This is a genomic window from Streptomyces sp. NPDC001406 (assembly GCF_042895285.1).
Lineage (GTDB): Bacteria > Actinomycetota > Actinomycetes > Streptomycetales > Streptomycetaceae > Streptomyces.
Window position 1 is genome coordinate 289299 of record NZ_JBIAWG010000003.1, and the last position, 24618, is coordinate 313916.

General features: G+C 70.8%; 18 protein-coding genes. 10 read left to right on the forward strand and 8 right to left on the reverse strand.

The features are described 5' to 3' along the window. Positions 1-8: 8 nt before the first annotated feature. Positions 9-1124, reverse strand: coding sequence for an ADP-ribosylglycohydrolase family protein (locus ACFY1J_RS08705; protein WP_390709104.1), 1116 nt, complete (start codon positions 1122-1124; stop codon positions 9-11). Then, positions 1121-2296 (reverse strand): ADP-ribosylglycohydrolase family protein, encoded by a 1176-nt coding sequence (locus tag ACFY1J_RS08710; RefSeq protein WP_390709103.1) that lies wholly within the window; start codon positions 2294-2296, stop codon positions 1121-1123. The genes ACFY1J_RS08705 and ACFY1J_RS08710 overlap by 4 nt, the downstream gene beginning before the upstream one ends. A 229-nt stretch (positions 2297-2525) precedes the next feature. On the opposite strand from ACFY1J_RS08710, the gene ACFY1J_RS08715 reads away from it, so the two are divergent. The 3 genes from ACFY1J_RS08715 (at position 2526) to ACFY1J_RS08725 (ending at position 9687) form a co-directional block, all read left to right on the forward strand. Continuing rightward, complete coding sequence (locus tag ACFY1J_RS08715) at positions 2526-3257, forward strand: VIT1/CCC1 transporter family protein (RefSeq protein WP_390709102.1); 732 nt, start codon at positions 2526-2528, stop codon at positions 3255-3257. Between the two features lie 381 nt (positions 3258-3638). After that, positions 3639-8231, forward strand: a complete 4593-nt coding sequence (gene gltB, locus ACFY1J_RS08720) for a glutamate synthase large subunit (RefSeq protein ID WP_390731023.1) — start codon at positions 3639-3641, stop codon at positions 8229-8231. Further along, the gene (locus ACFY1J_RS08725) at positions 8224-9687 is read left to right on the forward strand and encodes a glutamate synthase subunit beta (protein ID WP_390730920.1); all 1464 of its coding nucleotides are present in this window, start codon (positions 8224-8226) and stop codon (positions 9685-9687) included. The genes gltB and ACFY1J_RS08725 overlap by 8 nt, the downstream gene beginning before the upstream one ends. Positions 9688-9781: 94 nt before the next feature. On the opposite strand, the gene ACFY1J_RS08730 is transcribed toward ACFY1J_RS08725, so the two are convergent. From ACFY1J_RS08730 to ACFY1J_RS08740, 3 genes are all read right to left on the reverse strand, one after another. Beyond that, positions 9782-10501, reverse strand: a complete 720-nt coding sequence (locus ACFY1J_RS08730) for a calcium-binding protein (protein WP_390709100.1) — start codon at positions 10499-10501, stop codon at positions 9782-9784. Beyond that, positions 10498-11661 carry a non-hydrolyzing UDP-N-acetylglucosamine 2-epimerase gene (wecB, locus tag ACFY1J_RS08735; protein ID WP_390730921.1) on the reverse strand — a complete coding sequence of 388 codons (1164 nt, stop codon included), beginning with the start codon at positions 11659-11661 and terminating at the stop codon, positions 10498-10500. Before wecB ends, ACFY1J_RS08730 begins: the two co-directional genes overlap by 4 nt. 122 nt (positions 11662-11783) lie before the next feature. Then, the gene (locus ACFY1J_RS08740) at positions 11784-12992 is read right to left on the reverse strand and encodes a glycosyltransferase (RefSeq protein WP_390709098.1); all 1209 of its coding nucleotides are present in this window, start codon (positions 12990-12992) and stop codon (positions 11784-11786) included. A 513-nt stretch (positions 12993-13505) separates the two neighbouring features. Here ACFY1J_RS08740 and ACFY1J_RS08745 point away from each other — a divergent pair. Next, on the forward strand, positions 13506-15290 hold the full coding sequence (locus tag ACFY1J_RS08745) for a DUF2334 domain-containing protein (RefSeq protein WP_390730922.1): 1785 nt from the start codon (positions 13506-13508) through the stop codon (positions 15288-15290). A 35-nt stretch (positions 15291-15325) separates the two neighbouring features. After that, positions 15326-16351: a glycoside hydrolase family 113 gene (locus tag ACFY1J_RS08750; protein ID WP_390730923.1), complete on the forward strand. Its 1026-nt coding sequence runs from the start codon at positions 15326-15328 to the stop codon at positions 16349-16351. Between the two features lie 9 nt (positions 16352-16360). On the opposite strand, the gene ACFY1J_RS08755 is transcribed toward ACFY1J_RS08750, so the two are convergent. Continuing rightward, a complete protein-coding gene (locus tag ACFY1J_RS08755) occupies positions 16361-17245 on the reverse strand; it encodes a rhomboid family intramembrane serine protease (RefSeq protein ID WP_390730924.1) in 885 nt (294 codons plus the stop codon). A gap of 96 nt (positions 17246-17341) precedes the next feature. On the opposite strand from ACFY1J_RS08755, the gene ACFY1J_RS08760 reads away from it, so the two are divergent. Then, entirely contained in the window at positions 17342-18064 is a 723-nt protein-coding gene (locus tag ACFY1J_RS08760) for a vWA domain-containing protein (protein ID WP_390709094.1), read from the forward strand. A 94-nt stretch (positions 18065-18158) separates the two neighbouring features. Further along, complete coding sequence (locus ACFY1J_RS08765; protein ID WP_390709093.1) at positions 18159-19808, forward strand: cytochrome bc complex cytochrome b subunit; 1650 nt, start codon at positions 18159-18161, stop codon at positions 19806-19808. Here the strand turns inward: ACFY1J_RS08765 and ACFY1J_RS08770 are convergent. Both ACFY1J_RS08770 and ACFY1J_RS08775 read right to left on the reverse strand, forming a co-directional pair. After that, positions 19783-20739 carry an acyl-CoA dehydrogenase family protein gene (locus ACFY1J_RS08770; protein ID WP_390709092.1) on the reverse strand — a complete coding sequence of 319 codons (957 nt, stop codon included), beginning with the start codon at positions 20737-20739 and terminating at the stop codon, positions 19783-19785. The two genes, ACFY1J_RS08765 and ACFY1J_RS08770, sit on opposite strands and share 26 nt — an antisense overlap. Then, positions 20739-21878, reverse strand: coding sequence for an acyl-CoA dehydrogenase family protein (locus ACFY1J_RS08775; protein ID WP_390709091.1), 1140 nt, complete (start codon positions 21876-21878; stop codon positions 20739-20741). The genes ACFY1J_RS08770 and ACFY1J_RS08775 overlap by 1 nt, the downstream gene beginning before the upstream one ends. Before the next feature lie 59 nt (positions 21879-21937). Here ACFY1J_RS08775 and ACFY1J_RS08780 point away from each other — a divergent pair, with 59 nt between their 5' ends. From ACFY1J_RS08780 to ACFY1J_RS08790, 3 genes are read left to right on the forward strand one after another with little or no spacing between them, the layout of a single operon-like run. Beyond that, positions 21938-22723 carry an SDR family oxidoreductase gene (locus ACFY1J_RS08780; protein ID WP_390709090.1) on the forward strand — a complete coding sequence of 262 codons (786 nt, stop codon included), beginning with the start codon at positions 21938-21940 and terminating at the stop codon, positions 22721-22723. Positions 22724-22738: 15 nt separating this feature from the next. After that, on the forward strand, positions 22739-23374 hold the full coding sequence (locus tag ACFY1J_RS08785) for a TetR/AcrR family transcriptional regulator (RefSeq protein ID WP_390709089.1): 636 nt from the start codon (positions 22739-22741) through the stop codon (positions 23372-23374). Positions 23375-23391: 17 nt separating this feature from the next. Beyond that, positions 23392-24549 carry an acetyl-CoA C-acetyltransferase gene (locus ACFY1J_RS08790; protein ID WP_390730925.1) on the forward strand — a complete coding sequence of 386 codons (1158 nt, stop codon included), beginning with the start codon at positions 23392-23394 and terminating at the stop codon, positions 24547-24549. The last annotated feature ends 69 nt before the right edge of the window (positions 24550-24618 follow it).

The following is a 24618-nucleotide window of genomic DNA, read 5'->3' on the forward strand; positions in this document are numbered from 1 at the left end:
GCCCCGAATCATCCTCCTGGTCGGGCCGGTTGTGCCGCTTCCAGGAGTTCGGCGAGTTCCACCAGGTCGGTGCCGGTGAGACGGGGGAGTGTGCAGCCGGGGAGAGTGCGGCAGGCCTCCCGCCAGGCGGGCGGGATCGACTCGCCGCCCTCCAGGGCGCCGGTCAGCGCACCGGCGAGGGCGGGCGCCGAGTCGGCGACCCGGGAGAGACAGGCCGCGGCGGGGACGGCCTCGGCGATCCGGCCGTGCGCCGCCGTGGCCAGGGCGAGGGCGACCGGGACCGTCTCGGCGGCGGCGATGCCATAGCTGTAGACGTGGTCGACGATCTGATGTTCGAGGAGTGGGATGAGGGCGAAGGCGGTGTCCGTCTCCCGCGCGAGGGCCAGTGCCTGCCGGGCGTTGCGGCCGATCTCCGTCTCCTGGGGCAGCTCGGCGAGCGCGGCCGTCACACACGCGTCGGCGTCCGCCCCGGTGAGGGCCAGCGCGAGTGCCGCCGCCATCGCCCGGGCGCCGTGCACCCCGTCGCCGTCCTGGGTGTAGCGGGCGTCGAACTCGGCGAGGTCGGCGGCGCTGCGGGGGTCGCCGGGGTGGGCCACAGCCAGGACACAGGCGCGTACACAGGCCGCGTCGTCGAAGTAGTGGGGGTTGTCGTGGCCGGTGGCGGGCGGGCGCAGGCCGGCGGCGAGGTTGCCGAGTCCGGCGCGCACCGAGATGCGGGCGCGCAGGGGCAGTACCGCCGATTCGACCTCGGGGGCGCGGTCGGCGGCCGCCGCCACCTCGGAGGCGACGGCGCTCCAGGTGAGGTCGATGGCGGCCCGGGTCCGGCGCTCCCGGCTGAGGTCCCCGAGCACGGTGTCGTCCCCGGCCCGCAGGACCGCCTCCGCCGCGAACACCGCCCACTCGGCGTCGTCGGAGGGGCCGAGGCGGAGCGGCTCGGGGGGCTGGTTGAGCGCGATGGGGACGGGCAGGGTCGTGGTCGCGTTCTGCTCGGCGAAGGTGTCCAGCTCGCGGGTCAGGCGCCGGGTCCACTCGGGCATCCGCGCGGCCCGGTGCCGGGCGGCGGGCCAGCCGGCGGCGTCGCCCGCGGCCAGGCCCAGCAGCAGGCCTTCGACACGGCGGCTCACGGCAGGACCTCATTGACGCCGGCCGGCAGCACTCCCGGCGGGTGATCCCGCACCACCCCCGGCAGTTGATCCCGCACCGCTTCCGGCACGTGATCCCGCACCACCCCCGGCAGGTAATCGCGCACCACACCCGGCAGGTAGTCCGGTACGACCACGTCCGCGCCCCACTTGCCGCCCTCGCCCGGCACCAGCAGCTCCGCCACGTCCAGCACGTGGTGGCCCGCCATGGAGGGCAGGCAGCTGCCGCGGGCCGGGCCGATCGCCGCGGCCCAGTCGGCCGGGATCGCGGCCACGCCCTGGGTCGCGCCGGCCAGGGCGCCCGCCACCGCGGCCGTGGTGTCGGCGTCGCGGCCCATGTTCACCGCGGTGAGAACGGCCTCCCGGAAGTCGCCGTCGGCCGCCGCGTACGCCCCGAAGGCCAGGGCCACCGCCTCGGGGGCCAGGTCGGTCCAGGGATAGCCGCCGACGACCACGGCGGAGCGGACCGCCCGTTCCCCGCGGTGGGCCGCCGCCACCGCCCGGCGCAGTGAACGGGCCGTCCACGAGTCGTCGGGGACGACCGCCAGGGCGGAGGCGACGACCACGCTCGGCGGGGCTCCCGCCATCGCCGCCGCTACCCCGGCCGCCACCGCCTGGCCGCCGTAGATGCCCTCGCCGTCGTGGCTGACCGAGCCGTCGATCGCCACCAGGCGGGCGGCCTCGGCGGGGCGGCCCGCCGCGAACACCCCGAAGGGGGCCGCCCGCATCGCGAGGCCGTCGCTCCAGGCGTGGCGGTGCTGGGCCGAGATGGGCGCGGCCAGGCCCCGCCGGAGGTTCTCCAGGGTGCCGCGCTCGCTGAAGCCCGCGCCGCGGAAGGGGCCCTCGTCGCGGTCGGCGATCCACTGGTGCCAGGCCGCCTCGACATGGGCCGGGGTGAGCGCGGAGCCGTGCCGGGCGAGCAGCAGACCCGAGAAGATCGCGTACTCGGTGTCGTCCGTGCCGGACGGCTTCTCGGCGACGTATCCGGTGATACGGCCCCAGCGGGCGCGGATCTCGGAGGGCTTCATGTTCTCCGCCGGGGCGCCGAGCGCGTCCCCGACCGCCAGGCCGAGCAGCGCGCCGCGCGCCCGTTCGCGGAGTTCGGCGGCGCCCCCCGGCGCCGGGACCGGGGGAATGCAGGCGATGGATGCCATGCGGGGATGTCTGCCACCTGAGCGGCTCATCTGAGCCTCTTGAGCCCCAGCATCACCCGGTCGACATATGTGCATACGTCAACTCGGATGAGCGTTTCGAGGTAAAGCCGCAGGTTAGCCCAGCCTTTCCTTGCTGGCGGAATGGCAATGGGAGGCGTAGGTTCAGCGCTATCGAAAAGTAGAACCAGTCTAAAAGTTAGCTTTGCCTAAGCTCATTGGGGGACCCCGTATGGCCATCATCGACACCGAGGCGTCGCTGCACGTGGCGCACCGCGACAACCACACGCACCGGGATGTGAACGGCGGCTGGCTGCGCCCCGCCGTCTTCGGTGCCATGGACGGCCTGGTCTCCAACCTCGCCCTGCTGACTGGTGTCGCGGGCGGCTCCGTGGGTCATCAGACCATTGTCATCACCGGCCTCGCCGGTCTTGCCGCCGGTGCCTTCTCGATGGCGGCCGGCGAGTACACCTCCGTCGCCTCGCAGCGTGAGCTCGTCGAGGCGGAGCTCGACGTCGAGCGGCGGGAGCTGCGCAAGCACCCGGAGGACGAGCAGGAGGAGCTGGCCGCCCTGTACGAGGCCCGTGGCGTCGAACCGGCGCTGGCCCGTGAGGTGGCCCGGCAACTGTCCAAGGACCCCGAGCAGGCCCTGGAGATACACGCCCGCGAGGAGCTGGGCATCGACCCCGGCGAGCTGCCGTCGCCGCTGGTCGCGGCCGTGTCGTCGTTCGGCTCCTTCGCGCTGGGCGCCCTGCTGCCTGTGCTGCCGTATCTGCTGGGCGCGACCGCCCTGTGGCCCGCCTTGCTGCTGGCGCTCGCCGGGCTGTTCGGCTGCGGTGCCGTGGTGGCCAAGGTGACGGCGCGCAGCTGGTGGTACAGCGGGCTGCGGCAGCTCGCGCTCGGCGGTGCCGCGGCCGGTGTGACGTACGCCCTGGGCAGCCTGTTCGGAACGGCCGTAGGATAGGCCGACCGCTACCTATGCGTTGGGCCGCATAAGTAGCCGTTACTCGCTGGTTTCGAATGCTTAACCAATGGGCATGAGCCGTAAGCGCTGCGGGCAATGACGCCTGCCGCGCACCCGCGGGAGGGGCGACGACGCTTCCCCCGCCGCCCTTCGGGCCGTACGACGCCGATCTGATCGATCCTGTCCGTTCGGTCCCCACACACTTCTGCCGCCCGTGCGCGGCACCCCCGCCGCACCCCCTGGCGTCCGCATGTTGGAACGGAGTATCCGGTTCCCGAGCACCACTCCATCATGTAACCTGCACGAAATTTCGCACTTCGCAGAGGGCCAACGTCGTCCCTCGGCACCAGCACATGCCACATGACGACGACGGGAGAGCCGATGCGTACGCCGCGCCAGCCGTCCCAGCATTCCGAGAATGGCCAGAACTGGTCGTTCATGGATGCTCGCCCTGCTGCGCAGGGTATGTACGACCCCCGCAACGAGCGCGACGCCTGTGGCGTCGGCTTCGTGGCCACCCTCACGGGCGAGGCGAGCCACGCGCTGGTCGAGCAGGCACTCACGGTTCTGCGCAACCTGGAGCACCGCGGCGCCACCGGCTCCGAGCCCGACTCCGGCGACGGCGCGGGCATCCTCTCGCAGGTGCCGGACGCCTTCTTCCGTGAGGTGGCCGGATTCGAACTCCCCCCGGCGGGCTCCTACGCCGTCGGCATCGCCTTCCTGCCGGAGGAGGGCGCCCAGGACGCCGTCTCACGCATTGAGACGATCGCCGGCGAGGAGGGCCTGACGGTCCTCGGCTGGCGTGAGGTCCCGGTCGCGCCCGAACTGCTCGGCGCCACCGCCCGTTCGACCATGCCGGCCTTCCGGCAGATCTTCGTCACCGACGGCGCCAGCGAGGGCATCGCGCTGGACCGCAAGGCCTTCGTGCTGCGCAAGCGCGCCGAGCGCGAGGCCGGTGTCTACTTCCCGTCGCTGTCCGCGCGGACGATCGTCTACAAGGGCATGCTGACCACCGGTCAGCTGGAGCCCTTCTTCCCGGACCTGTCCGACCGCCGCTTCGCGTCGGCCGTCGCGCTCGTCCACTCGCGCTTCTCCACGAACACCTTCCCGTCGTGGCCGCTGGCGCACCCGTACCGCTTCGTCGCGCACAACGGTGAGATCAACACCGTCAAGGGCAACCGCAACTGGATGCGCGCCCGCGAGTCCCAGCTGGTCTCGGACCTGTTCGGCGAGCGCGACATCGAGCGGGTCTTCCCGGTCTGCACGCCGGACGCCTCCGACTCGGCCTCGTTCGACGAGGTGCTCGAACTCCTGCATCTGGGCGGCCGTTCGCTGCCCCACTCCGTGCTGATGATGATCCCGGAGGCGTGGGAGAACCACGAGTCCATGGACCCGGCCCGGCGCGCCTTCTACCAGTACCACTCCACGATGATGGAGCCCTGGGACGGCCCGGCCTGTGTCACCTTCACCGACGGCACCCAGGTCGGCGCCGTGCTCGACCGCAACGGCCTGCGCCCCGGCCGCTACTGGGTCACCGACGAGGGCCTCGTCGTCCTCGGCTCCGAGGTCGGCGTCCTCGACATCGACCCCGCCAAGGTCGTCCGCAAGGGCCGGCTGCAGCCCGGCCGGATGTTCCTCGTCGACACCGCCGAGCACCGCATCATCGAGGACGACGAGATCAAGGCGACCCTCGCCGCCGAACACCCCTACGCCGAGTGGCTGGAGGCCGGTGAGATCGAGTTGGGCGACCTGCCCGAGCGCGAGCACATCGTCCACACCCACGCCTCGGTCACCCGCCGCCAGCAGACCTTCGGTTACACCGAGGAGGAGCTGCGCGTCATCCTGGCGCCGATGGCCAAGGCCGCCGCCGAGCCGATCGGTTCGATGGGCACGGACTCCCCGATCGCGGCCCTCTCCGAGCGCCCGCGGCTGCTCTTCGACTACTTCACCCAGCTGTTCGCGCAGGTCACCAACCCGCCGCTGGACGCCATCCGCGAGGAGCTGGTCACCTCGCTGCGCTCCTCCCTGGGCCCCGAGGGCAACATCCTGGAGCCGACGGCCGCTTCCTGCCGCAGCGTCACGCTGCCCTTCCCGGTCATTGACAACGACGAGCTGGCCAAGCTCATCCACATCAACGCCGACGGCGACATGCCCGGCTTCAAGGCCGCGACCCTCTCCGGCCTGTTCCGGGTCGGCGGCGGCGGTGACGCCCTCGCCGCGCGCATCGAGGAGATCTGCGCCGAGGCCGACGCCGCCATCGAGAACGGCGCCCGTCTGATCGTCCTGTCGGACCGTCACTCGGACGCCGAGCACGCGCCGATCCCCTCGCTGCTGCTCACCGCGGCCGTCCACCACCACCTCATCCGCACCAAGCAGCGCACCCACGTGGGCCTGCTGGTCGAGGCCGGTGACGTCCGCGAGGTCCACCATGTCGCCCTGCTCATCGGCTACGGCGCCGCGGCCGTCAACCCGTACCTGGCGATGGAGTCGGTCGAGGACCTGGTCCGCGCGGGGACGTTCCTGTCGGACATCGAGTCCGAGCAGGCCATCCGCAACCTGATCTACGCCCTCGGCAAGGGCGTCCTGAAGGTCATGTCCAAGATGGGCATCTCGACCGTCGCCTCGTACCGCGGCGCCCAGGTCTTCGAGGGCGTCGGCCTCGACGAGGCCTTCGTCGAGAAGTACTTCAACGGCACGGCCACCAAGATCGGCGGCGTCGGCATCGACGTCATCGCCAAGGAGGTCGCCGCCCGCCACGCCAAGGCGTACCCGGCCTCGGGCATCGCCCCGGCCCACCGCGCGCTGGAGATCGGCGGCGAGTACCAGTGGCGCCGCGAGGGCGAGCCGCACCTGTTCGACCCGGAGACGGTCTTCCGCCTCCAGCACTCGACGCGCACCGCCCGCTACGACATCTTCAAGAAGTACACGGACCGGGTGAACGAGCAGTCCGAGCGCCTGATGACGCTGCGCGGTCTGTTCGGCTTCGTGTCCGACCGGCAGCCGATCTCCATCGACGAGGTCGAGCCGGTCAGCGAGATCGTCAAGCGCTTCTCCACCGGCGCCATGTCGTACGGCTCCATCTCCAAGGAGGCGCACGAGACCCTCGCCATCGCCATGAACCAGCTGGGCGGCAAGTCCAACACCGGTGAGGGCGGCGAGGACCCGGAGCGTCTGTACGACCCGGCGCGCCGGTCCAGCATCAAGCAGGTCGCCTCCGGCCGCTTCGGTGTCACCTCCGAGTACCTGGTCAACGCGGACGACATCCAGATCAAGATGGCCCAGGGCGCCAAGCCCGGCGAGGGCGGCCAGCTGCCCGGCCACAAGGTCTACCCGTGGGTGGCCAAGACCCGACACTCGACCCCGGGTGTCGGTCTGATCTCCCCGCCACCGCACCACGACATCTACTCGATCGAGGACCTGGCCCAGCTGATCCACGACCTGAAGAACGCGAACCCGCAGGCGCGCATTCACGTGAAGCTGGTCTCCGAGGTCGGCGTCGGCACGGTCGCGGCCGGTGTGTCCAAGGCGCACGCGGACGTGGTCCTGATCTCCGGCCACGACGGCGGTACGGGCGCCTCGCCTCTGACGTCGCTGAAGCACGCCGGCGGTCCCTGGGAGCTCGGCCTCGCCGAGACCCAGCAGACCCTGCTGCTCAACGGCCTGCGCGACCGCATCGTCGTACAGACCGACGGCCAGCTGAAGACCGGCCGTGACGTCGTCATCGCCGCGCTGCTCGGCGCCGAGGAGTTCGGTTTCGCGACCGCTCCGCTCGTCGTCTCCGGCTGCATCATGATGCGCGTCTGCCACCTGGACACCTGCCCGGTCGGCGTCGCCACCCAGAACCCGGTGCTGCGCGAGCGCTTCACCGGCAAGGCCGAGTACGTGGTGAACTTCTTCCAGTTCATCGCCGAGGAGGTCCGCGAGATCCTCGCCGAGCTGGGCTTCCGCTCCATCGAGGAGGCCGTCGGCCACGCCGAGGCGCTCGACGTCACCCGTGCCGTCGACCACTGGAAGGCACAGGGCCTGGACCTGGCGCCGCTGTTCCACGTGCCCGAGCTGCCCGCGGGCGCGGTGCGGCACCGGATCGTCGAGCAGGATCACGGCCTGGCGAAGGCCCTGGACAACGAGCTGATCAAGCTCGCCGCCGACGCCCTGGCCGCGTCCAGCGCCACCGACGCCCAGCCGGTGCGCGCCCAGGTCCAGATCCGCAACATCAACCGCACGGTCGGCACCATGCTCGGCCACGAGGTGACGAAGAAGTTCGGCGGCGCGGGTCTGCCCGACGACACCATCGACATCACCTTCACGGGTTCGGCGGGCCAGTCCTTCGGCGCCTTCCTGCCGCGCGGCATCACGCTGCGCCTGGAGGGCGACGCCAACGACTACGTCGGCAAGGGCCTCTCCGGCGGCCGTGTGATCGTCCGCCCGGACCGGGCCGCCGACCACCTCGCCGAGTACTCGACGATCGCGGGCAACACCATCGCGTACGGCGCGACCGGCGGTGAGCTGTATCTGCGCGGTCGTACGGGCGAGCGGTTCTGCGTCCGCAACTCCGGCGCGCTGGTGGTCTCGGAGGGCGTGGGCGACCACGGCTGCGAGTACATGACCGGCGGCCACGCGGTGGTCCTCGGTGAGACGGGCCGCAACTTCGCGGCCGGTATGTCCGGTGGCGTCGCGTACGTGATCGACCTCGACCGCGACAACGTCAACGCCGGCAACCTCGGCGCGGTCGAGGCGCTGGACGACGCGGACAAGCAGTGGCTGCACGAGGTGGTGCGCCGCCACCACGAGGAGACCGGTTCCACGGTCGCCGAGAAGCTGCTCGCCGAGTGGGACTCCGCCGTGGAGCGCTTCAGCAAGATCATCCCCAGCACCTACAAGGCAGTGCTCGCCGCCAAGGACGCCGCCGAGCGAGCCGGTCTCTCCGAGACCGAGACCCACGAGAAGATGATGGAGGCGGCGATCAATGGCTGACCCGAAGGGCTTCCTGAACCACGGCCGTGAGGTCGCCAAGACCCGTCCCGTCAGCGAGCGCGTCAAGGACTGGAACGAGGTCTACGTTCCGGGCTCCCTGCTGCCGATCATCGGCAAGCAGGCCAGCCGGTGCATGGACTGCGGCATCCCGTTCTGCCACAACGGCTGTCCGCTGGGGAACCTGATCCCCGAGTGGAACGACTACGCCTTCCGCGAGGACTGGGCAGCCGCCTCCGAGCGGCTGCACGCGACGAACAACTTCCCGGAGTTCACGGGCCGGCTGTGCCCCGCTCCCTGCGAGTCGGCGTGTGTGCTGGGCATCAACCAGCTGCCGGTCACCATCAAGAACGTCGAGGTCTCGATCATCGACAAGGCGTGGGAGACCGGTGACGTCGCCCCGCAGGCGCCCGAGCGGCTGTCCGGCAAGACCGTCGCGGTCATCGGCTCGGGCCCGGCGGGCCTGGCTGCCGCCCAGCAGCTCACCCGGGCCGGCCACACGGTCGCCGTCTACGAGCGCGCGGACCGCATCGGAGGCCTCCTCCGTTACGGCATCCCCGAGTTCAAGATGGAGAAGCGGCACATCAACCGCCGTATCGAGCAGATGCGCGCGGAGGGCACCCGCTTCCGCACCGGCATCGAGATCGGCCGCGACCTCAAGGCGACCGACCTGAAGAAGCGGTACGACGCGGTCGTCATCGCCGCCGGCGCCACGACCGCCCGTGACCTCCCGGTCCCCGGCCGCGAACTCAACGGCGTCTACCAGGCCATGGAGTACCTGCCGCTGGCCAACAAGGTCCAGGAGGGCGACTACGTCACCACTCCGGTCTCGGCGGCGGGCAAGCACGTGGTGGTCATCGGCGGTGGCGACACCGGCGCCGACTGCGTGGGCACCGCCCACCGCCAGGGCGCGGCCTCCGTCACGCAGTTGGAGATCATGCCCCGCCCGGGCGAGGAGCGGAACCCGGTCGCCCAGCCCTGGCCGACCTTCCCGATGCTCTACAAGGTGACCAGCGCCCACGAGGAGGGCGGCGAGCGGGTCTACTCCGTCTCGACCACCCACTTCGAGGGCGACGAGGACGGCAACGTCCAGTGGCTGCACCTGGTCGAGGTCGAGTTCGTCGAGGGCAGGCTGACCCAGAAGCCGGGCACGGAGCGCAAGATCCCGGCCCAGCTGGTCACCCTCGCCATGGGCTTCACCGGCACCGACCGGGACAACGGCCTGGTCGAGCAGTTCGGCCTGAACCTGGACGAGCGCGGCAACGTCGCCCGTGACGCCGACTTCCAGACCAATGTGCCGGGTGTGTTCGTCGCCGGTGACGCCGGCCGCGGCCAGTCGCTCATCGTCTGGGCGATCGCGGAGGGCCGCTCGGCCGCCCGGGGCGTCGACCGCTTCCTGACCGGTGCCAGCGACCTGCCGGCGCCGATCCGCCCGACGGACCGCTCGCTGATGGTCTGACGGCACCTCGAAAACGTCCCGTACAACGGCGTGCGGAACACTGACGGCGCCTGCCCGCAGTCCCCGACCGGACTGGGCAGGCGCCGCCGCCTTTTCAGCGCGAACTCGCCTTCAGCCCCTCGAACTTCACCGTCGCGTCCTCGGTGTACGCCCCCACCTTGCCCTCGTTGTACGGGCGTTCGTGGTCGGTGAAGGTCACCAGAGGTTTTCCGTCCGCCTCGACGACGAGTCCGGCGCCGTTCTGCTCCACGCGCACCGTGTACCAGTCGCCCACCGGGTACGTCGTACGCCCCGTCGCCAGGAAGCGCTGGCCCCCCGGATACGCGGGATCCCGCTTGCCCAGCTCCCAGCCGTTGGGCTTGAGGGTGATGTAGTAGAAGTGCTCCGGATCGGTGTACGCCCAGACCAGCCACGGCACTTCCCAGGGGTTCGGGTCCGGATCGCGCAGCTGCCTCACCGTCCGCATCCGCGCCTCGTACCGCACGTTCGTGTAGGAGGCGGTGCTCACCACCAGGCCCGCGTGCGTCGTGCCCGGGTCCTCCGCGACCTCGGGGGAGAGCGACAGCGAGTCGTCGTCGCCCACGTTGGTGCCATGGCCGTTGAACACCGAGAGCCAGCGGCCGTGGACGGTGCCGTCGAGCCAGGGCCTGGGCGGTGGCTCGTCCTCCCCCCGGCACCGGCTCACCGTGACCGACAGCAGCGCGGCCAGCGCGAGCACCAGTGCCAGGGTGGTGAGGAGGCGGCCCCTGCGTCCCGGCGGGACCCGCGGGATCGGCGGGATCCGGCGGACGGTGCGCAGGGGCGAGGGGGTCATGCCGTCGAGTATGGCCCGGACGCGGTGAGGCCGACGGGCACATCGGCGGCGAAGTCCTCCGCCAGTTGGGCCAGGACGCGGGAGGCGGCCAGTCCGTCGCCGAACGGGTTGCCGGCGCTCGCCATCCGCCGGTACTCCGCCGGATCGTCCAGCAGCTTCCCGGCCCAGGCCACGATGGCGTCCGGGTCCGTGCCGATCAGCCTCGCCGCGCCGGCCTCGACCGCCTCCGGGCGTTCGGTGGTCGTACGCAGCACCAGCGCGGGCTTGCTCAGACTCGGGGCCTCCTCCTGGATACCGCCGGAGTCGGTGAGCACCAGGTCGCACTCGGCCAGCGTCGCCGCGAAGTCCAGGTAGTCGAGCGGTTCGACGAGCGAGATACCGGTGTGGCCGTCGAGTTCGGGCAGCAGCGCGTCCCGTACGGCGGGGCTCTTGTGCAGCGGCAGCACGATCTCCACGTCCCCGCGCCCGGCGAGCCGGGTGAGCGCACGGCTCATCCCGCGCATCCGTTCGCCCTGGTTCTCCCGGCGGTGCAGGGTCACCAGGACCCGCCGGGCGCCCGTGCGGAACGCGGAGGTGCCGGTGCCCTCGGCCAGCACCCACAGCAGATTGTCGATCACCGTGTTGCCGGTGGTGAACACCTGCTCCGCGGGGACGCCCTCCTCGGTCAGCTGCCGTGCCGCGCGCGGTGTCGGGGCAAAGTGCCAGCGGGCGATGCGTCCGATGAGGCTGCGGTTGAGCTCCTCCGGGAAGGGGTTGTCGATGACCCCGGTGCGCAGTCCCGCCTCGACATGGGCGACCGGGATCTTCTCGTAGAACGCGGCCAGAGCGCCGACCAGCGCGGTCGTGGTGTCCCCCTGCACCACGACCAGGTCCGGCCGCTGCTCCCGCATGACCTCGCCGAGCTCGCCGACCAGCCGGGCGGTCAGCTCGGACAGCTGCTGCCGGCTGCGCATCACGTCGAGCTCGATCCGTACGTCGACACAGAGCAGGCCGAGCATCTGCTGGAGCATCTCGCGGTGCTGGCCGGTGGTGACGACGACCGGCTCGAACAGCTCACTGCCGGCCATGGCCCGCGCCACCGGCGCCAGTTTGATCGCTTCCGGCCGGGTGCCGAGCACGAGCATGGCGCGTACGGGCAGGCTTGACGGAGGTGTGGACATGGAAGGCCCCCCTTAGGGCATGCGAGAAGGACGTGCCGAGGCACGGAAGATGAGAGAAGGAGTGAGCAGAGGGGAGAGGGGCGAGTCCGGGCGTGGCCCGGCCCGTCCGGTGTGCGCAGTCCTCAGGTGCGGGCGGTCTTCAGCCAGGTCTGCTTGCCGGTGAGCATCCGCCAGAACCCCCACCAGCCGGCGAAGAACCAGATGTAGCCGTAGAAGACGAAGACATGGGCGAGCAGCACACAGCGCACCAGTCCCAGCTCGCGCTCACGCTTGAAGTACACGTAGCCGTACGTGTAGGCGGCCGTGAACGAGAGGGCGTACGGCCCCAGCAGCCACATGGGCGACACGAGGGCGTGGCCCACCTGGACGGAGGCCACCACGGTGGCGCCCAGGGCGACCAGGAAGGAGACGGGCAGCAGCGAGGTCAGCAGGATCAGGACCGGGCTCGACAGGTGGTAGAGCATGTCCAGCGCGGGCCGGGTCGGCACGTCCCTGAGGATGAGCGGGACGAGACCGGCGGACTGCAGATGGCCCTGGAACCAGCGGGATCGCTGCCGGACCAGGCGCCGCAGACTGAGCACGGCCTGCTGGGAGACCGCGGCGGTGGTGCAGTGCATATTGGTCCAGCCCTTGGCGATCAGCCGCACCCCGAGGTCGAGGTCCTCGGTGAGGCTGTCGCTCCACGGGCCGTCACCATCCGTGGCGTTGAGCATGTTGAGCGCCGACAGCCGCATGAACTGCCCGTTCCCGCCCATGCCCACGCTGCCGATGAAGCGCCGTGCGCTCTGGAACACATCGCCGTAGACGACGAACTCCATGTCCTGCATGCGGGCGAGCAGCCCCAGCTGCCGGTTGTACATACGGACGCAGACCTGAACCGCGCCCGTACCCGGATCGTCGAAGTACGGGTCGACGGACTGCACGACGTGCGGGTCGAGCCGCCCGTCCGCGTCGACCACGCACAGCACGACGTCCGCCGGGTCGTGCCCGGCGAGCAGGCCGGACTCCCTGAGGTGCCGCACCCCGTCGTTGAGTGCGGCACCCTTGCCCCGGCGTGCGTTCGGCAAAGTGCGCCGGTGCAGCCGTACCAGATCCGGGTCCGCGGCCAGCGCGATATCACTGGTGCGGTCGTCGGAGCCGTCGTCTATGACCAGGGCCATGAAATTCCCGGCGGGCAGCGAAGTGATGCGCGCCAGGCTTTCTGAAAGAACTTTCTCCTCGTTCAGACATGCCAGCAGAAATACGTAGAGCCGCTCTCTCCGGTCCGTTCGAGAACGGCGAATTCTGCGTCGCGAGAGAAGAAAAAGACTGGTGTTGTAACAGCCGGCCATCACGATCAGAGTGATGCTTGACCACAGGAGCAACTCAATGATCACGGCTGCCCCCGGTATGGGCCCGCATCCCGTGTCCCCGGCGTCGCAGACGCAGCCGAGCCAGCAGTATCAGGCACGCCGTCAGGCAATAGAACAGGAATCCGGCCCCGGCTATCGCCTGTAGTGCTTTGGCCAAAGGAAGGCCGGGTATCGCTTCCGGTGCGGCCATCGCTCCTGCCAGGGGCAACAGGGCCCCCAGGGCGGGTCGTCCGTACATTGTCCCCCCATATTCGGTGCGCGTCCCCAACGCGCGGAGGTGAACTTAGCAGACGTTTCGAGGGGTGCGGAGTCCATTTGACAGGCCTCGCGATCGCCATAAGAATCGGTGCCTTCCTGTCGCCAAATGCTTTGTCAATCATTTGGCAAAGTGGGGGGAAGATCGTGAGACCAGTGATCCCGCCCTGGAAGCGGGCACGCAGCCGAATTTCCGTCGTTCTACTACTCGTCGCCGCTCTGCTGAGCGGCACATTCATGGCCACGAACGCACAGGCGGCCGGGGGGCACCGGCACAGGGTCGAGGCCGTCGGTGCCAGGTCCGGACTGAGCCGGATCGATCTCAAGGGCTGGGCGAGGACCCAGCTCACGGCGGACCGGACCCGGCGTGCCCGGCCGCACCCGAAGACCACCCCGACCGCGCTCGCGTCCGCGGCCGGCCTCCCGGTCCGCACCGCGAGCGCCGTCACCCGGCAGGCGGCCCTGCTCGCCCCAGCCGCCGCCTCGGCGAACGCGGCTGCCGACGCCAACCCGACCACCCTCGTCCTCTACGACACGGCGGGCCCCTACGGGCAGCTGGGCGAGCTGTACGCGATGGCCACGGCCAACCTCGCCGGCCACTTCGGCACGGTGACGGCCAAGCCGGTCCAGCAGTACACCGCCGGGATGATCGACTCGTACTCGGCCGTGATCTACATCGGCTCGACGTACTACGGCGGCAGCATCCCGGACGCCGTCCCGGCCGCGTTCTACGCCGACGCGGCGTCGAGCACCAAGCCGGTGATCTGGATGGGCGCCAACATCTGGAACATGGCGGGCGCGGTGGGCGTAACCCAGTTCACGCAGAAGTACGGCTGGGACCCGACGACGTCGTACTACGAGGACGGTGGTTCGATCGGCAACGTCACCCAGGTGACGTACCGCGGCCAGACACTGTCCCGCACCATCCCGGCCGGGCAGGACGGCGGCGTGCTGCGCCCCAACGTCCTGACGGGCACGGGGTATCCGGCCGTCACCCGGCTCGCGGAGGGCCTGGACAGCTCGAACGGGCACACCTTCGGCTGGGCGGTCCGCTCGTCCAACCTCACCTACATCGGTGAGATCCCGTTCGCCTACGTCTCCGAGAGCGACCGCGTCATCGCCTTCGAGGACCTGCTCTTCGACGCCCTCGCCCCGGCCACCGCCGAGCGGCACCGGGCGATGGTGCGCCTGGAGGACATCAGCCCCGACTCGGACCCCGCCGAACTGCGGGCGATGGCCGACTACCTGCACGCGCAGAACATCCCGTACGGCATCAACGTGATCCCCGTCTACACGGACCCCAAGGGCACCTACAACAACGGGGTCCCGCAGACCGTCACGCTCGCCCAGCGGCCGCAGGTGGTCAACGCGCTGAAGTACATGCTGGCCAGGGGCGCGGTCCTGATGGACCACGGCTACACGCACCAGTACAGCAACATCGCCAACCCCTACGACGGCGTGACCGGTGACGACTTCGAGTTCTACCGGGCGCACGTCGACGCCGCCGACAACGTCGTCTACGACGGCCCGGTCGCCGAGGACTCCGCCCTGTGGGCGCAGACCCGCGTCACCAGCGCGCTCCTCCAGTTCGCCCTGGCCGGCCTGCCCAAGCCGGCGCTGTGGACCACCCCGCACTACGCGGGCTCGGCGGCCGACTACAAGGTCTTCAGCTCCAACTTCTCGGCGCGGCTGGAGCGTTCGCTCTACTTCGCCGGGACGCTGAGCGGGGCCCCGTCCGACCCGAACCGGTTCATCGGCCAGTTCTTCCCGTACGTGGTGAAGGACGTGTACGGCACCAAGGTGCTGCCGGAGAACATCGGCAACTACGAACCGGAGGCGTACAACAACCACCCGGCCCGGCTGCCCGCCGACCTCATCGCGTCGGCGAAGGCCAACCTGGCCGTACGGGACGGCGTGGCGAGCTTCTTCTACCACCCGTACTACCCGGTGCAGCCGTTGAAGGACACGATCGACGGCATGAAGGCACTCGGCTACACCTTCGTCAGCCCGGCGGCGCTGTGACGGCGCCCGCCCCCAGGAGGAGGACCGTCGCCGTCATGGCGGCGGTCCTCCTCGCCGTCGGCGGCTGCGTGTCCACCGGCGGCGGCAAGGGGTCCGCCCACGGCAGCACGCACGCCCCCCGTCCCGAACCGGGGACCTCGACCATGCGCGGCATCACACTGCCCTCGTGGTACCGCACCGACTACGACAGCCCGGCCGCACCCCGCTACCTGCGCGGCATCAGGGCCACCGGGGCACGCTGGGTCACCTTCACCCCGACCTGGTACCAGAAGCGCGTCACCGACTCCGCCCTGCACACCACCGAGGAGACGGCGAGCGACGCGAGCCTGCGCGGGATCGTCGAGCGCGCCCATGCGGCCGGCCTCAAGGTGATGATCAAGCCGCACGTGGACCTGCCCGGCGACGCGGACCGCGCCGGGATCCGCCCCCGCGACCGGGCCGCCTGGTTCGCCGCCTACCGCCGCTTCATCACCCACTACGCGGACATCGCCGCCGACACCGGAGCCGAACAGCTCGCGGTCGGCACCGAACTCGCCGGGGTGTCCGGCGACACCGCCGCCTGGACGCAGGTGATCAAGTCGGTCCGCGACCACTACGACGGCCCGTTGACCTACGCCGCCAACTACGACGAGTACCAGCACATCCACTTCTGGCAGGCCCTCGATCTCATCGGCATCGACGCCTACTGGCCCCTCGTCGAGAAACCCACCACCGATCCCGCCCTGCTGGACCGCGCCTGGGCGCCGATCCGGGAGAAGCTCGCCGCGTACTCCGCACGGCAGCACCGCCGGATCCTGTTCACCGAGGCCGGCTACGTCAGCCAGCGCGGCGCCACCACCGCCCCGTACTCCTGGACCGTCAGCACACACCCGGCGGATGCCGAACAGGCCGCCGCCTACCGGGCGCTCCTCGACTCCTTCGAGGGCCGCACCTGGTGGGCCGGCGTCTGCTGGTGGATGTGGGACGACTGGCCGAACAGCGGAGAGACCCCGGCACACCTGGCGTACACCCCGCACGGCAAACCCGCGGAGGAGGTGCTGCGCCAGAAGTGGGCCGGCTGACTCCCTGACCTAGGCAGCGGCCCCGGTCAGCTCCGTGACCTTCGTGATCGTCAGCACCACCAGCAGGGCCAGGAGCGCCACGCACACGCCCGCCTGGACGAGGGCCCGTCGGCGGTCCCGGGGCGCGTAGGCGTATCCCAGCGTCACCACACCGCCCGCCAGGAGACCGCCGAGGTGCCCCTGCCAGGAGGTCACCCACGCGGAGGCCACCAGCCACAGCAGCAGACCCGTCATCAACCGGTTGACCGCGTTCATGTCGGCGTCCAGGCGGCGGGCCATGACGTAGTAGGCGGCACCCAGCCCGAAGATCGCGCCGGACGCGCCGAGCGTGGGCGTCTTCGGCGCGATCAGCAGCACGAGGACCGAACCGCCGAGCGCCGACAGCAGATACAGCGCCGTGAACCGCGCGCGGCCCAGCAGAGTCTCCACCACCCGGCCCAGGTTCCACAGCGACACCATGTTCATCACGATGTGCAGGATGCCGAACGTGCCCTGGGTGGGCGGCAGATGGAGAAACGCCCCGGTCAGCAGCCGGTACCACTCCCCGTGGGCGACGCCCTCGGGAAGGTAGCCGACGGGCACGGTCCCCAGCATGTCGAACCGGTCGACCACCGACGGGCGCACCAGCTCGGCAAGGTAGGCGAGGACGTTGAGCCCGATGAGCACGTACGTCACGAGCGGCACCGCGGAGATCCGGCCGCCGAACGCGGTACGCGCCTGCCGCACCGACCGCGCGCCCTCCTTCACGCACTCCACGCACTGGTGGCCCACGGCGGCCTCGCGCATGCAGTCGGGGCAGATGTAGCGGTCGCAACGGGTACAGCGGACGTACGACTCCACCTTGGGATGGCGGTAGCAGGTGGTGACGGTGGACTCGGGGGACTCGGCATCCACGGCCGGCTCCTCGCAAGGGTCTGGGGACAGGGTGAGCCGGTGGGGTCGGCGGCGAACAAAATAGCGAACCCCGGTGCGTGTGGGAGGGTGGGGGCCATGGTTGCGATCAGTCTCAGCAAGGTTCAGGAGACCGCGCCCGCGCTGGTCAACCTGTACAAGACGGCCGGAGTGTCCCTCACGAAGCACGGGCTGGACGGACAGCGGGCCGCCGTGTACCTCGTGGTCGACTACTCGGGCTCCATGAAGCCGTACTACCAGGACGGCAGCGTCCAGGCGCTCGCCGACCGGGTCCTCGGGCTGTCCGCGCACTTCGACGACGACGGCCGGGTGCCGGTGGTGTTCTTCTCCACCGACATCGACGCGGTCACCGACATCGCCCTCGCCGACCACGAGGGCCGCATCGCACGGATCGCGGCCGGGCTCGGGCACATGGGCAAGACCAGCTACCACCTGGCGATGGACGCCGTCATCGACCATTACCTCGACAGCGGGTCCACCGCCCCCGCCCTGGTGATCTTCCAGACCGACGGCGGCCCGATCAACAAGCTCGCCGCCGAACGGTTCCTGTGCAAGGCCGCGCCCCTGCCGCTGTTCTGGCAGTTCGTCGGCTTCGGCGACCCGGACAGCAAGCAGTTCGACTTCCTGCGGAAGCTGGACGAGCTGGCCGTGCCGCAGAAGCGGGTGGTGGACAACGCGGGCTTCTTCCACGCGGGTTCCGATCCGCGGCAGGTGTCCGACGCCGAGCTGTACGACCGTCTCGTGGGCGAGTTCCCCCAGTGGCTGGTGGCCGCGCGGGCGCGGGGGATCGTACGGGCATAGATCGTGTCGGCCGGCCATAGATCGTGTCGGCCCCGTTGGCTCAGCCGCAGCGTCGTGTCACCCTGAGGGAGATCCGGCGGGGAGGCGACGACGTATGGACGGCGCACGATCGGGGAACGGCGAAGGGGCTTTTGCCCGCAGGGGCGAGCCCGCCAAGGGTGAGCGGCTCGCCGACTGGGCCGACGGACGGCTCGGGCTCTACGCCCTGGCCAAGGCCAATATGCGCAAGGTGTTCCCGGACCACTGGTCCTTCATGCTCGGCGAGGTCTGTCTCTACAGCTTCCTCATCCTGATCCTCACCGGCGTCTACCTCACGCTCTTCTTCGAGCCGAGCGGCGCAGAGGTCGTCTACCACGGCTCCTACGGCCCGCTCAACGGCATCGTCATGACCAAGGCGTACGAGTCGACGCTGCACATCAGCTTCGATGTGCGCGGCGGACTGCTGATCCGGCAGATCCACCACTGGGCGGCGCTGGTCTTCGTCACCGGCATGCTCGTGCACATGATGCGGGTGTTCTTCACCGGCGCCTTCCGCAAGCCGCGCGAGCTCAACTGGGTGTTCGGCTGGACCCTGCTGATGCTCGGCATCATCACCGGCCTGACCGGCTACTCGCTCCCCGACGACCTGCTCTCCGGGACCGGCATCCGCTTCGCCGACGGCGCGATCCTGTCCGTCCCGGTCGTGGGGACGTATCTGTCCATGTTCCTGTTCGGCGGGGAGTTCCCCGGCCACGACATCATCTCGCGGCTCTTCCCGATCCATGTCCTGCTGCTGCCCGGGATCATGCTGGGCCTGGTCGTGGCCCATCTGATCCTGGTCTTCTTCCACAAGCACACCCAGTACCCCGGGCCCGGACGGGACCAGAAGAGCGTGGTCGGCATGCCCTTCCTGCCGGTCTACATGGCCAAGGCGGGCGGCTTCTTCTTCCTCACCTTCGGCGTGCTCGCGCTGATGGGCGGGATCGCCAGCATCAACCCGGTGTGGGCCTTCGGGCCGTACCGGCCGGACCTCGTCACCACGGGCGCGCAACCCGACTGGTACCTCGGCTTCTCCGAGGGCCTGATCCGGGTGATGCCGGGATGGGAGATCGACGTCTGGGGCCACACGCTGGAGCTGGGCGTCTTCATCCCGTTCTCGCTGTTCCCGCTGATCCTGCTCGCGCTGGGCCTCTATCCCTTCGTCGAGGCGTGGGTCACCGGCGACCGGCGCGAGCACCACATCCTGGACCGGCCGCGCAATGTGCCCGTGCGCACCGGGCTGGGCGTGGCCTGGCTGAGCCTGTACGTGGTGCTGCTGATCGGCGGCGGCAACGACATCGTGGCCACGCATCTGCATCTGTCGATCAACTCGATCACCTGGTTCGTGCGGATCTCCGTCTTCGTCGTGCCGGTCGTCGCCTTCACGCTGACCAAGCGCATCTGTCTCGGGCTGCAACGCCGGGACCGGGACAAGGTGCTGCACGGCAGGGAGACGGGCATCATCAAACTGCTGCCGCACGGCGAGTACGTCGAGGTCCATGAACCCCTGTCGCAGGACCGGCTGTTCGTCCTGACCCAGCACGAGCAGAACCCGCCGTACGAGATCGGGCCCCGTGAGGACGCAGGCGGCGTGCGGCGGCCGGTCACCGTGTCCCAGCGCGTGCGCGCACGGCTCGCCCGGGCGTTGTTCGGGCCCGAGACCCATGTCCCGAAGCCGACCCGCGAGGAGTACCGGGAGCTCACCAGCGGCGACCACCACCACTGAGGACCCGCTCACGGCACTCGTCCGGGCCGCCCCAGGCCATGCGCAGCGCGCGGGCCCTGGTCAGCCACAGGGACAGGTCGTACTCGGCCGTGTACCCGATCGCGCCGTGCAGGTGCAACGCGGTGCGGGCGGTGGCGTAGGCGGCCTCGCACGCCTTCAGCTTGGCGGCGGCCACGTCGGCCGGGTCCATCGTCAGCGCGGCGCCGAAGAGCAGGGGGCGCGCGAACGCGAGGGCGGTCCTCGCGTCGGCCAGCCGGTGCTTCACGGCCTGGAACGAGCCGATGGGGACGCCGAACTGGGTGCGCTGCCGGACGTACGCGACGGTCCGGTCGAGCAGCGCGAGGCCGACGCCGAGGGCCTGGGCGGCGGTGGCGAGGCGCGCCCAGGTGAGGGCGTGGTCCACGGGCGGGTCGGGGGTGAGGAGTTCGCCGCCGGGCAAGAGCGGGGTGAGACGGCGCGCCGGGTCGAGGGAGGGGCGCACCGGGCCGGCGCCCGGGGACAGGCGCAGACCGTCGGGGGTGAGGGCGAGACGGGCGGTCGCCGCGTCCCCGTCCAGCGCGTACCCGCCCGCCGCGACCGTCGCCAGGGTCTCGCCCGCCGCGAGCGACGGGAGGAACCGCTTGGCCGGGCCGGGCTCGGTGAGCAGCGCGGCCGCCGCGACGGTCTCGACCAGCGGGCCGGGCACGACGTGCCGCCCCAGCTCCACGAAGGCGACGGCGAGTTCCACCGGCCGGGGCCCCATCCCTTCGTACGCCTCCGGTACCACGAGCCCGAACACCCCCGCCTCTGCGATACGGCGCCACAGCGCGCGGCCGCTCGTACGGTCGCCGCGGCTCCAGTCACGGACGACCGACGGTGTGTCCGCGGCGGCCAGCATCGCGTGCAGGGAGCCGGCGAAGGCGCGCTGCTCGGCGTCGGGCAGGAACCGCATCAGCGACGTCCCTTCGGCAGGCCGAGCAGGCGCTCGGCGATGATGTCGCGCTGAATCTCGTTGGTGCCCGCGTAGATGGGTCCGGCGAGGGAGAAGACATAGCCCTCCGCCCAGGGTGTGTCCGCCAACTCGCCCTCCTCGCCCAGGAGATCGAGCGCCGTCTCGTGCAGCGCGAGGTCGTACTCGGACCAGAACACCTTGTTCAGGCTGGACTTCGGGCCGAGCGGCTCGCCGTCCAGGAAGCGGGAGGCGGCCTCGTAGGTGAACAGTTGGTAGGCGCGGGCGCCGATCAGGGCGTCGGCGACCCGGGCGCGCGCCTGCTCCGGACTGCCCTGAGCCCGCCACAGGTCGAAGAGCCTGTCGGCGGCGGCCAGGAAACGGCCGGGGGAGCGCAGCGTGAGGCCGCGTTCGTCTCCGGTCGTCGACATCGCGATCCGCCAGCCCTGGCCGGGCTCGCCGATCACGTCCTCGTCCGGCACGAACACCTCGTCCAGGAACAGCTCGGCGAACGCGGGCTTCCCGTCGAGGCGTCCGATCGGGCGGACCGTGACGCCCGGGGCCCGCAGGTCGAACATGAGGTAGGTGAGGCCCTGGTGGGGCTTCGGGGCACCCGGATCGCTGCGGAACAGGCCGAAGGCGCGGTCGGCGAAGGCGGCCCGCGACGACCAGGTCTTCTGTCCGCTCAGCAGCCAGCCGCCGTCCGTGCGCACGGCCCGGGAGGTGAGGGAGGCCAGGTCGGAGCCCGCCTCCGGCTCGGACCAGGCCTGCGCCCAGACCACCTCCCCGGATGCCATCCGGGGCAGCACGCGCGCGCGTTGCTCCGTGGTGCCGTGGTCGAAGAGGGTCGGGGCGAGCAGGCTGATGCCGTTCTGGCTCACCCGGCCCGGCGCACCCGCCGCCCAGTACTCCTCCTCGAAGACCAGCCACCGGATCAGCCCCGCGCCCCGGCCGCCGTACTGCTCGGGCCAGGACACCACCGACCAGCGGTCCGCGGCCAGTTCGGCCTCCCAGGCGCGGTGCGCCGCGAAGCCCTCCTCGGTCTCCAGGGAGGGCAGAGGAGTGCCGGGCACGTGCGCGTCGAGCCAGGCGCGGGCCTCGGCGCGGAACTCCTCGTCGGCCGGAGCGTGGGTGAGGTCCACGGTGGTCCTCCTTCCCTGAGACCTTCCCTAACAAGTGTTTGGTAGGTTAGCGTGGGCCCATGACAGGCGTCGAGAGCCCGGCGTACGTGCCCGGGCACGGACTGCTGAAGGGGCGCACCGCCGTCATCACCGCGGCGGCCGGAGCGGGGATCGGCGGGGCGACCGCCCGCCGCTTCCTGGAGGAGGGCGCGCGCGTGCTGATCAGCGACGCGCACGCGCGACGGCTGAAGGAGCACGAGGCACAACTGGGCCGCGAGCACCCGGGTGCCGTGACCGCGGTCCCCTGTGACGTCACCGACGAGTCCCAGGTGCGGGCCCTGTTCGACACCGCCGTGCGGGACCACGGGCGGCTGGACATCGTCGTCAACAACGCCGGTCTGGGCGGCACTTCGGCCCTGGTCGACATGACCGACGAGCAGTGGTCCCGCGTCCTGGACGTGACACTGAACGGCACCTTTCGCTGCACCCGGGCGGCCCTGCGGTCGATGAAGGAGACCGGCGGGGGCGTGATCGTCAACAACGCCTCCGTCGTCGGCTGGCGCGCCCAGGCCGGGCAGGCGCACTACGCGGCCGCGAAGGCCGGCGTGATGGCGCTGACCCGGTGCGCCGCCGTCGAGGCCGCCGAGTACGGCGTGCGGGTCAACGCGGTGGCGCCGAGCCTCGCCATGCACCCGCACCTGGCGAAGGTGACCACACCCGAACTGCTGGCGGAGCTGACCGCCCGCGAGGCCTTCGGACGGTACGCGGAACCGTGGGAGGTCGCCAACGCGATCGTCTTCCTGGCCTCCGGCTACTCCTCCTACCTGACCGGTGAAGTCGTCAGCGTCAGCAGCCAGCACGCCTAGGACCACAATGGACCCGTGCCGACCAAGAAGAAGCCCCAGGTGACCGCCCCGAAGAAGCCGGCGGCCGCCGCCGCTCACGCGCGCCGCAGCGAGCTCCTGGAGACCGCCGCCGAGGTCTTCGCCGAGCAGGGCTACAACGCCACCACCGTGCGCAGGATCGCGGACCACGCGGGCATGCTCGCGGGCAGCCTCTATTACCACTTCGACTCCAAGGAGTCGATGCTCGAAGAGATCCTGCGCACCTTCCTCGACGAGCTCTGGGACGGCTACGACACCGTCCTCGCCGCCGGACTCGGGCCCCGCGAGACGCTGGAGGCCCTGGTCACCGAGTCGTTCCGGGAGATCGACCGGCACCGCGCCGCCGTCGCGATCTACCAGAAGGAGAGCAAGCAGCTGGTCGCGCAGGACCGGTTCACCTTCCTCGCCGAGTCCCAGCGCAAGTTCGAGAAGGCCTGGCTGTCCACGCTGGAGCTCGGGGTCGCCGAGCGCGTCTTCCGCGCCGACCTCGACGTCCGGCTCACCTACCGCTTCGTGCGCGACACGGTCTGGGTCGCCGCGTCCTGGTACCGGCCCGGCGGACAGCACAGCCCGGAGGAGATCGCCCGGCAGTACCTGTCGATGGTGCTGGACGGGATCGCCGTCCGCACGTAACCCACTGGGGAGTTGTCATGTCCGAGGCCTACATGGTCGAAGCGGTCCGCACGCCCGTCGGACGGCGTGGCGGTGGACTGAGCGCAGTCCACCCGGCCGACCTGGGCGCCCATGTCCTCAAGGAACTCGTCGCGCGTGCCGGCGTGGACCCGGGTGCCGTGGAGGACGTCGTGTTCGGCTGTCTGGACACGGTCGGACCGCAGGCCGGGGACATCGCCCGGACCTGCTGGCTGGCGGCCGGGCTGCCCGAGGAGGTGCCCGGTGTGACCGTGGACCGGCAGTGCGGCTCCTCGCAGCAGGCCGTGCACTTCGCCGCGCAGGCCGTGCTGTCCGGCACCCAGGACCTGGTGGTCGCCGGCGGTGTCCAGAACATGTCGCAGATCCCCATCGCCTTCGCCTCCCGGCAGGCCGCCGAGCCGCTCGGCCTGACCGAGGGCCCCTTCCTGGGCAGCGAGGGCTGGCGGGCCCGCTACGGCAGGCAGCCCGTCAACCAGTTCACCGGCGCCGAGACGATCGCCGCCAAGTGGGGGATCAGCAGGCAGGACCAGGAGGAGTTCGCCCTGCGCTCGCACCGGCGGGCGGTGCGGGCGATCGACGAGGGCCGCTTCGACCGCGAACTCGTCCCCCACGGGGACGTCACCGCCGACGAGGGCCCGCGCCGGGACACCTCCCTGGAGAAGATGGCCGCGCTGAAGCCCGTGATCGACGGCGGCACCATCACCGCCGCCTGCTCCTCGCAGGTCTCCGACGGCGCGGCGGCCATGCTGCTGGCCTCGGAGCGGGCGGTGCGCGAGCACGGGCTGCGCCCGCGGGCCCGTGTGCACCACCTCTCCGTGCGCGGCGAGGACCCCATCCGTATGCTCTCCGCCCCCATCCCGGCCACCGCGCACGCCCTGAAGAAGACCGGACTCACCATCGACGACATCGACCTCGTCGAGATCAACGAGGCCTTCGCGCCCGTCGTGCTGGCCTGGCTGAAGGAGACCGGCGCCGACCCGGAGAAGGTCAACGTCAACGGCGGCGCGATCGCCCTCGGCCACCCCCTGGGGGCCACCGGCGTCCGGCTGATGACGACCCTGCTGCACGAACTGGAGCGCACCGGCGGCCGATTGGGCCTGCAGACCATGTGCGAGGGCGGCGGCCAGGCCAACGTGACGATCATCGAACGCGTGTGACCCGAGCGGCGACGAGGGCGGCCACCCGCTTCGGCGGACGGAGTCCGGCGCAGGCTCCCGAAGCCTGGG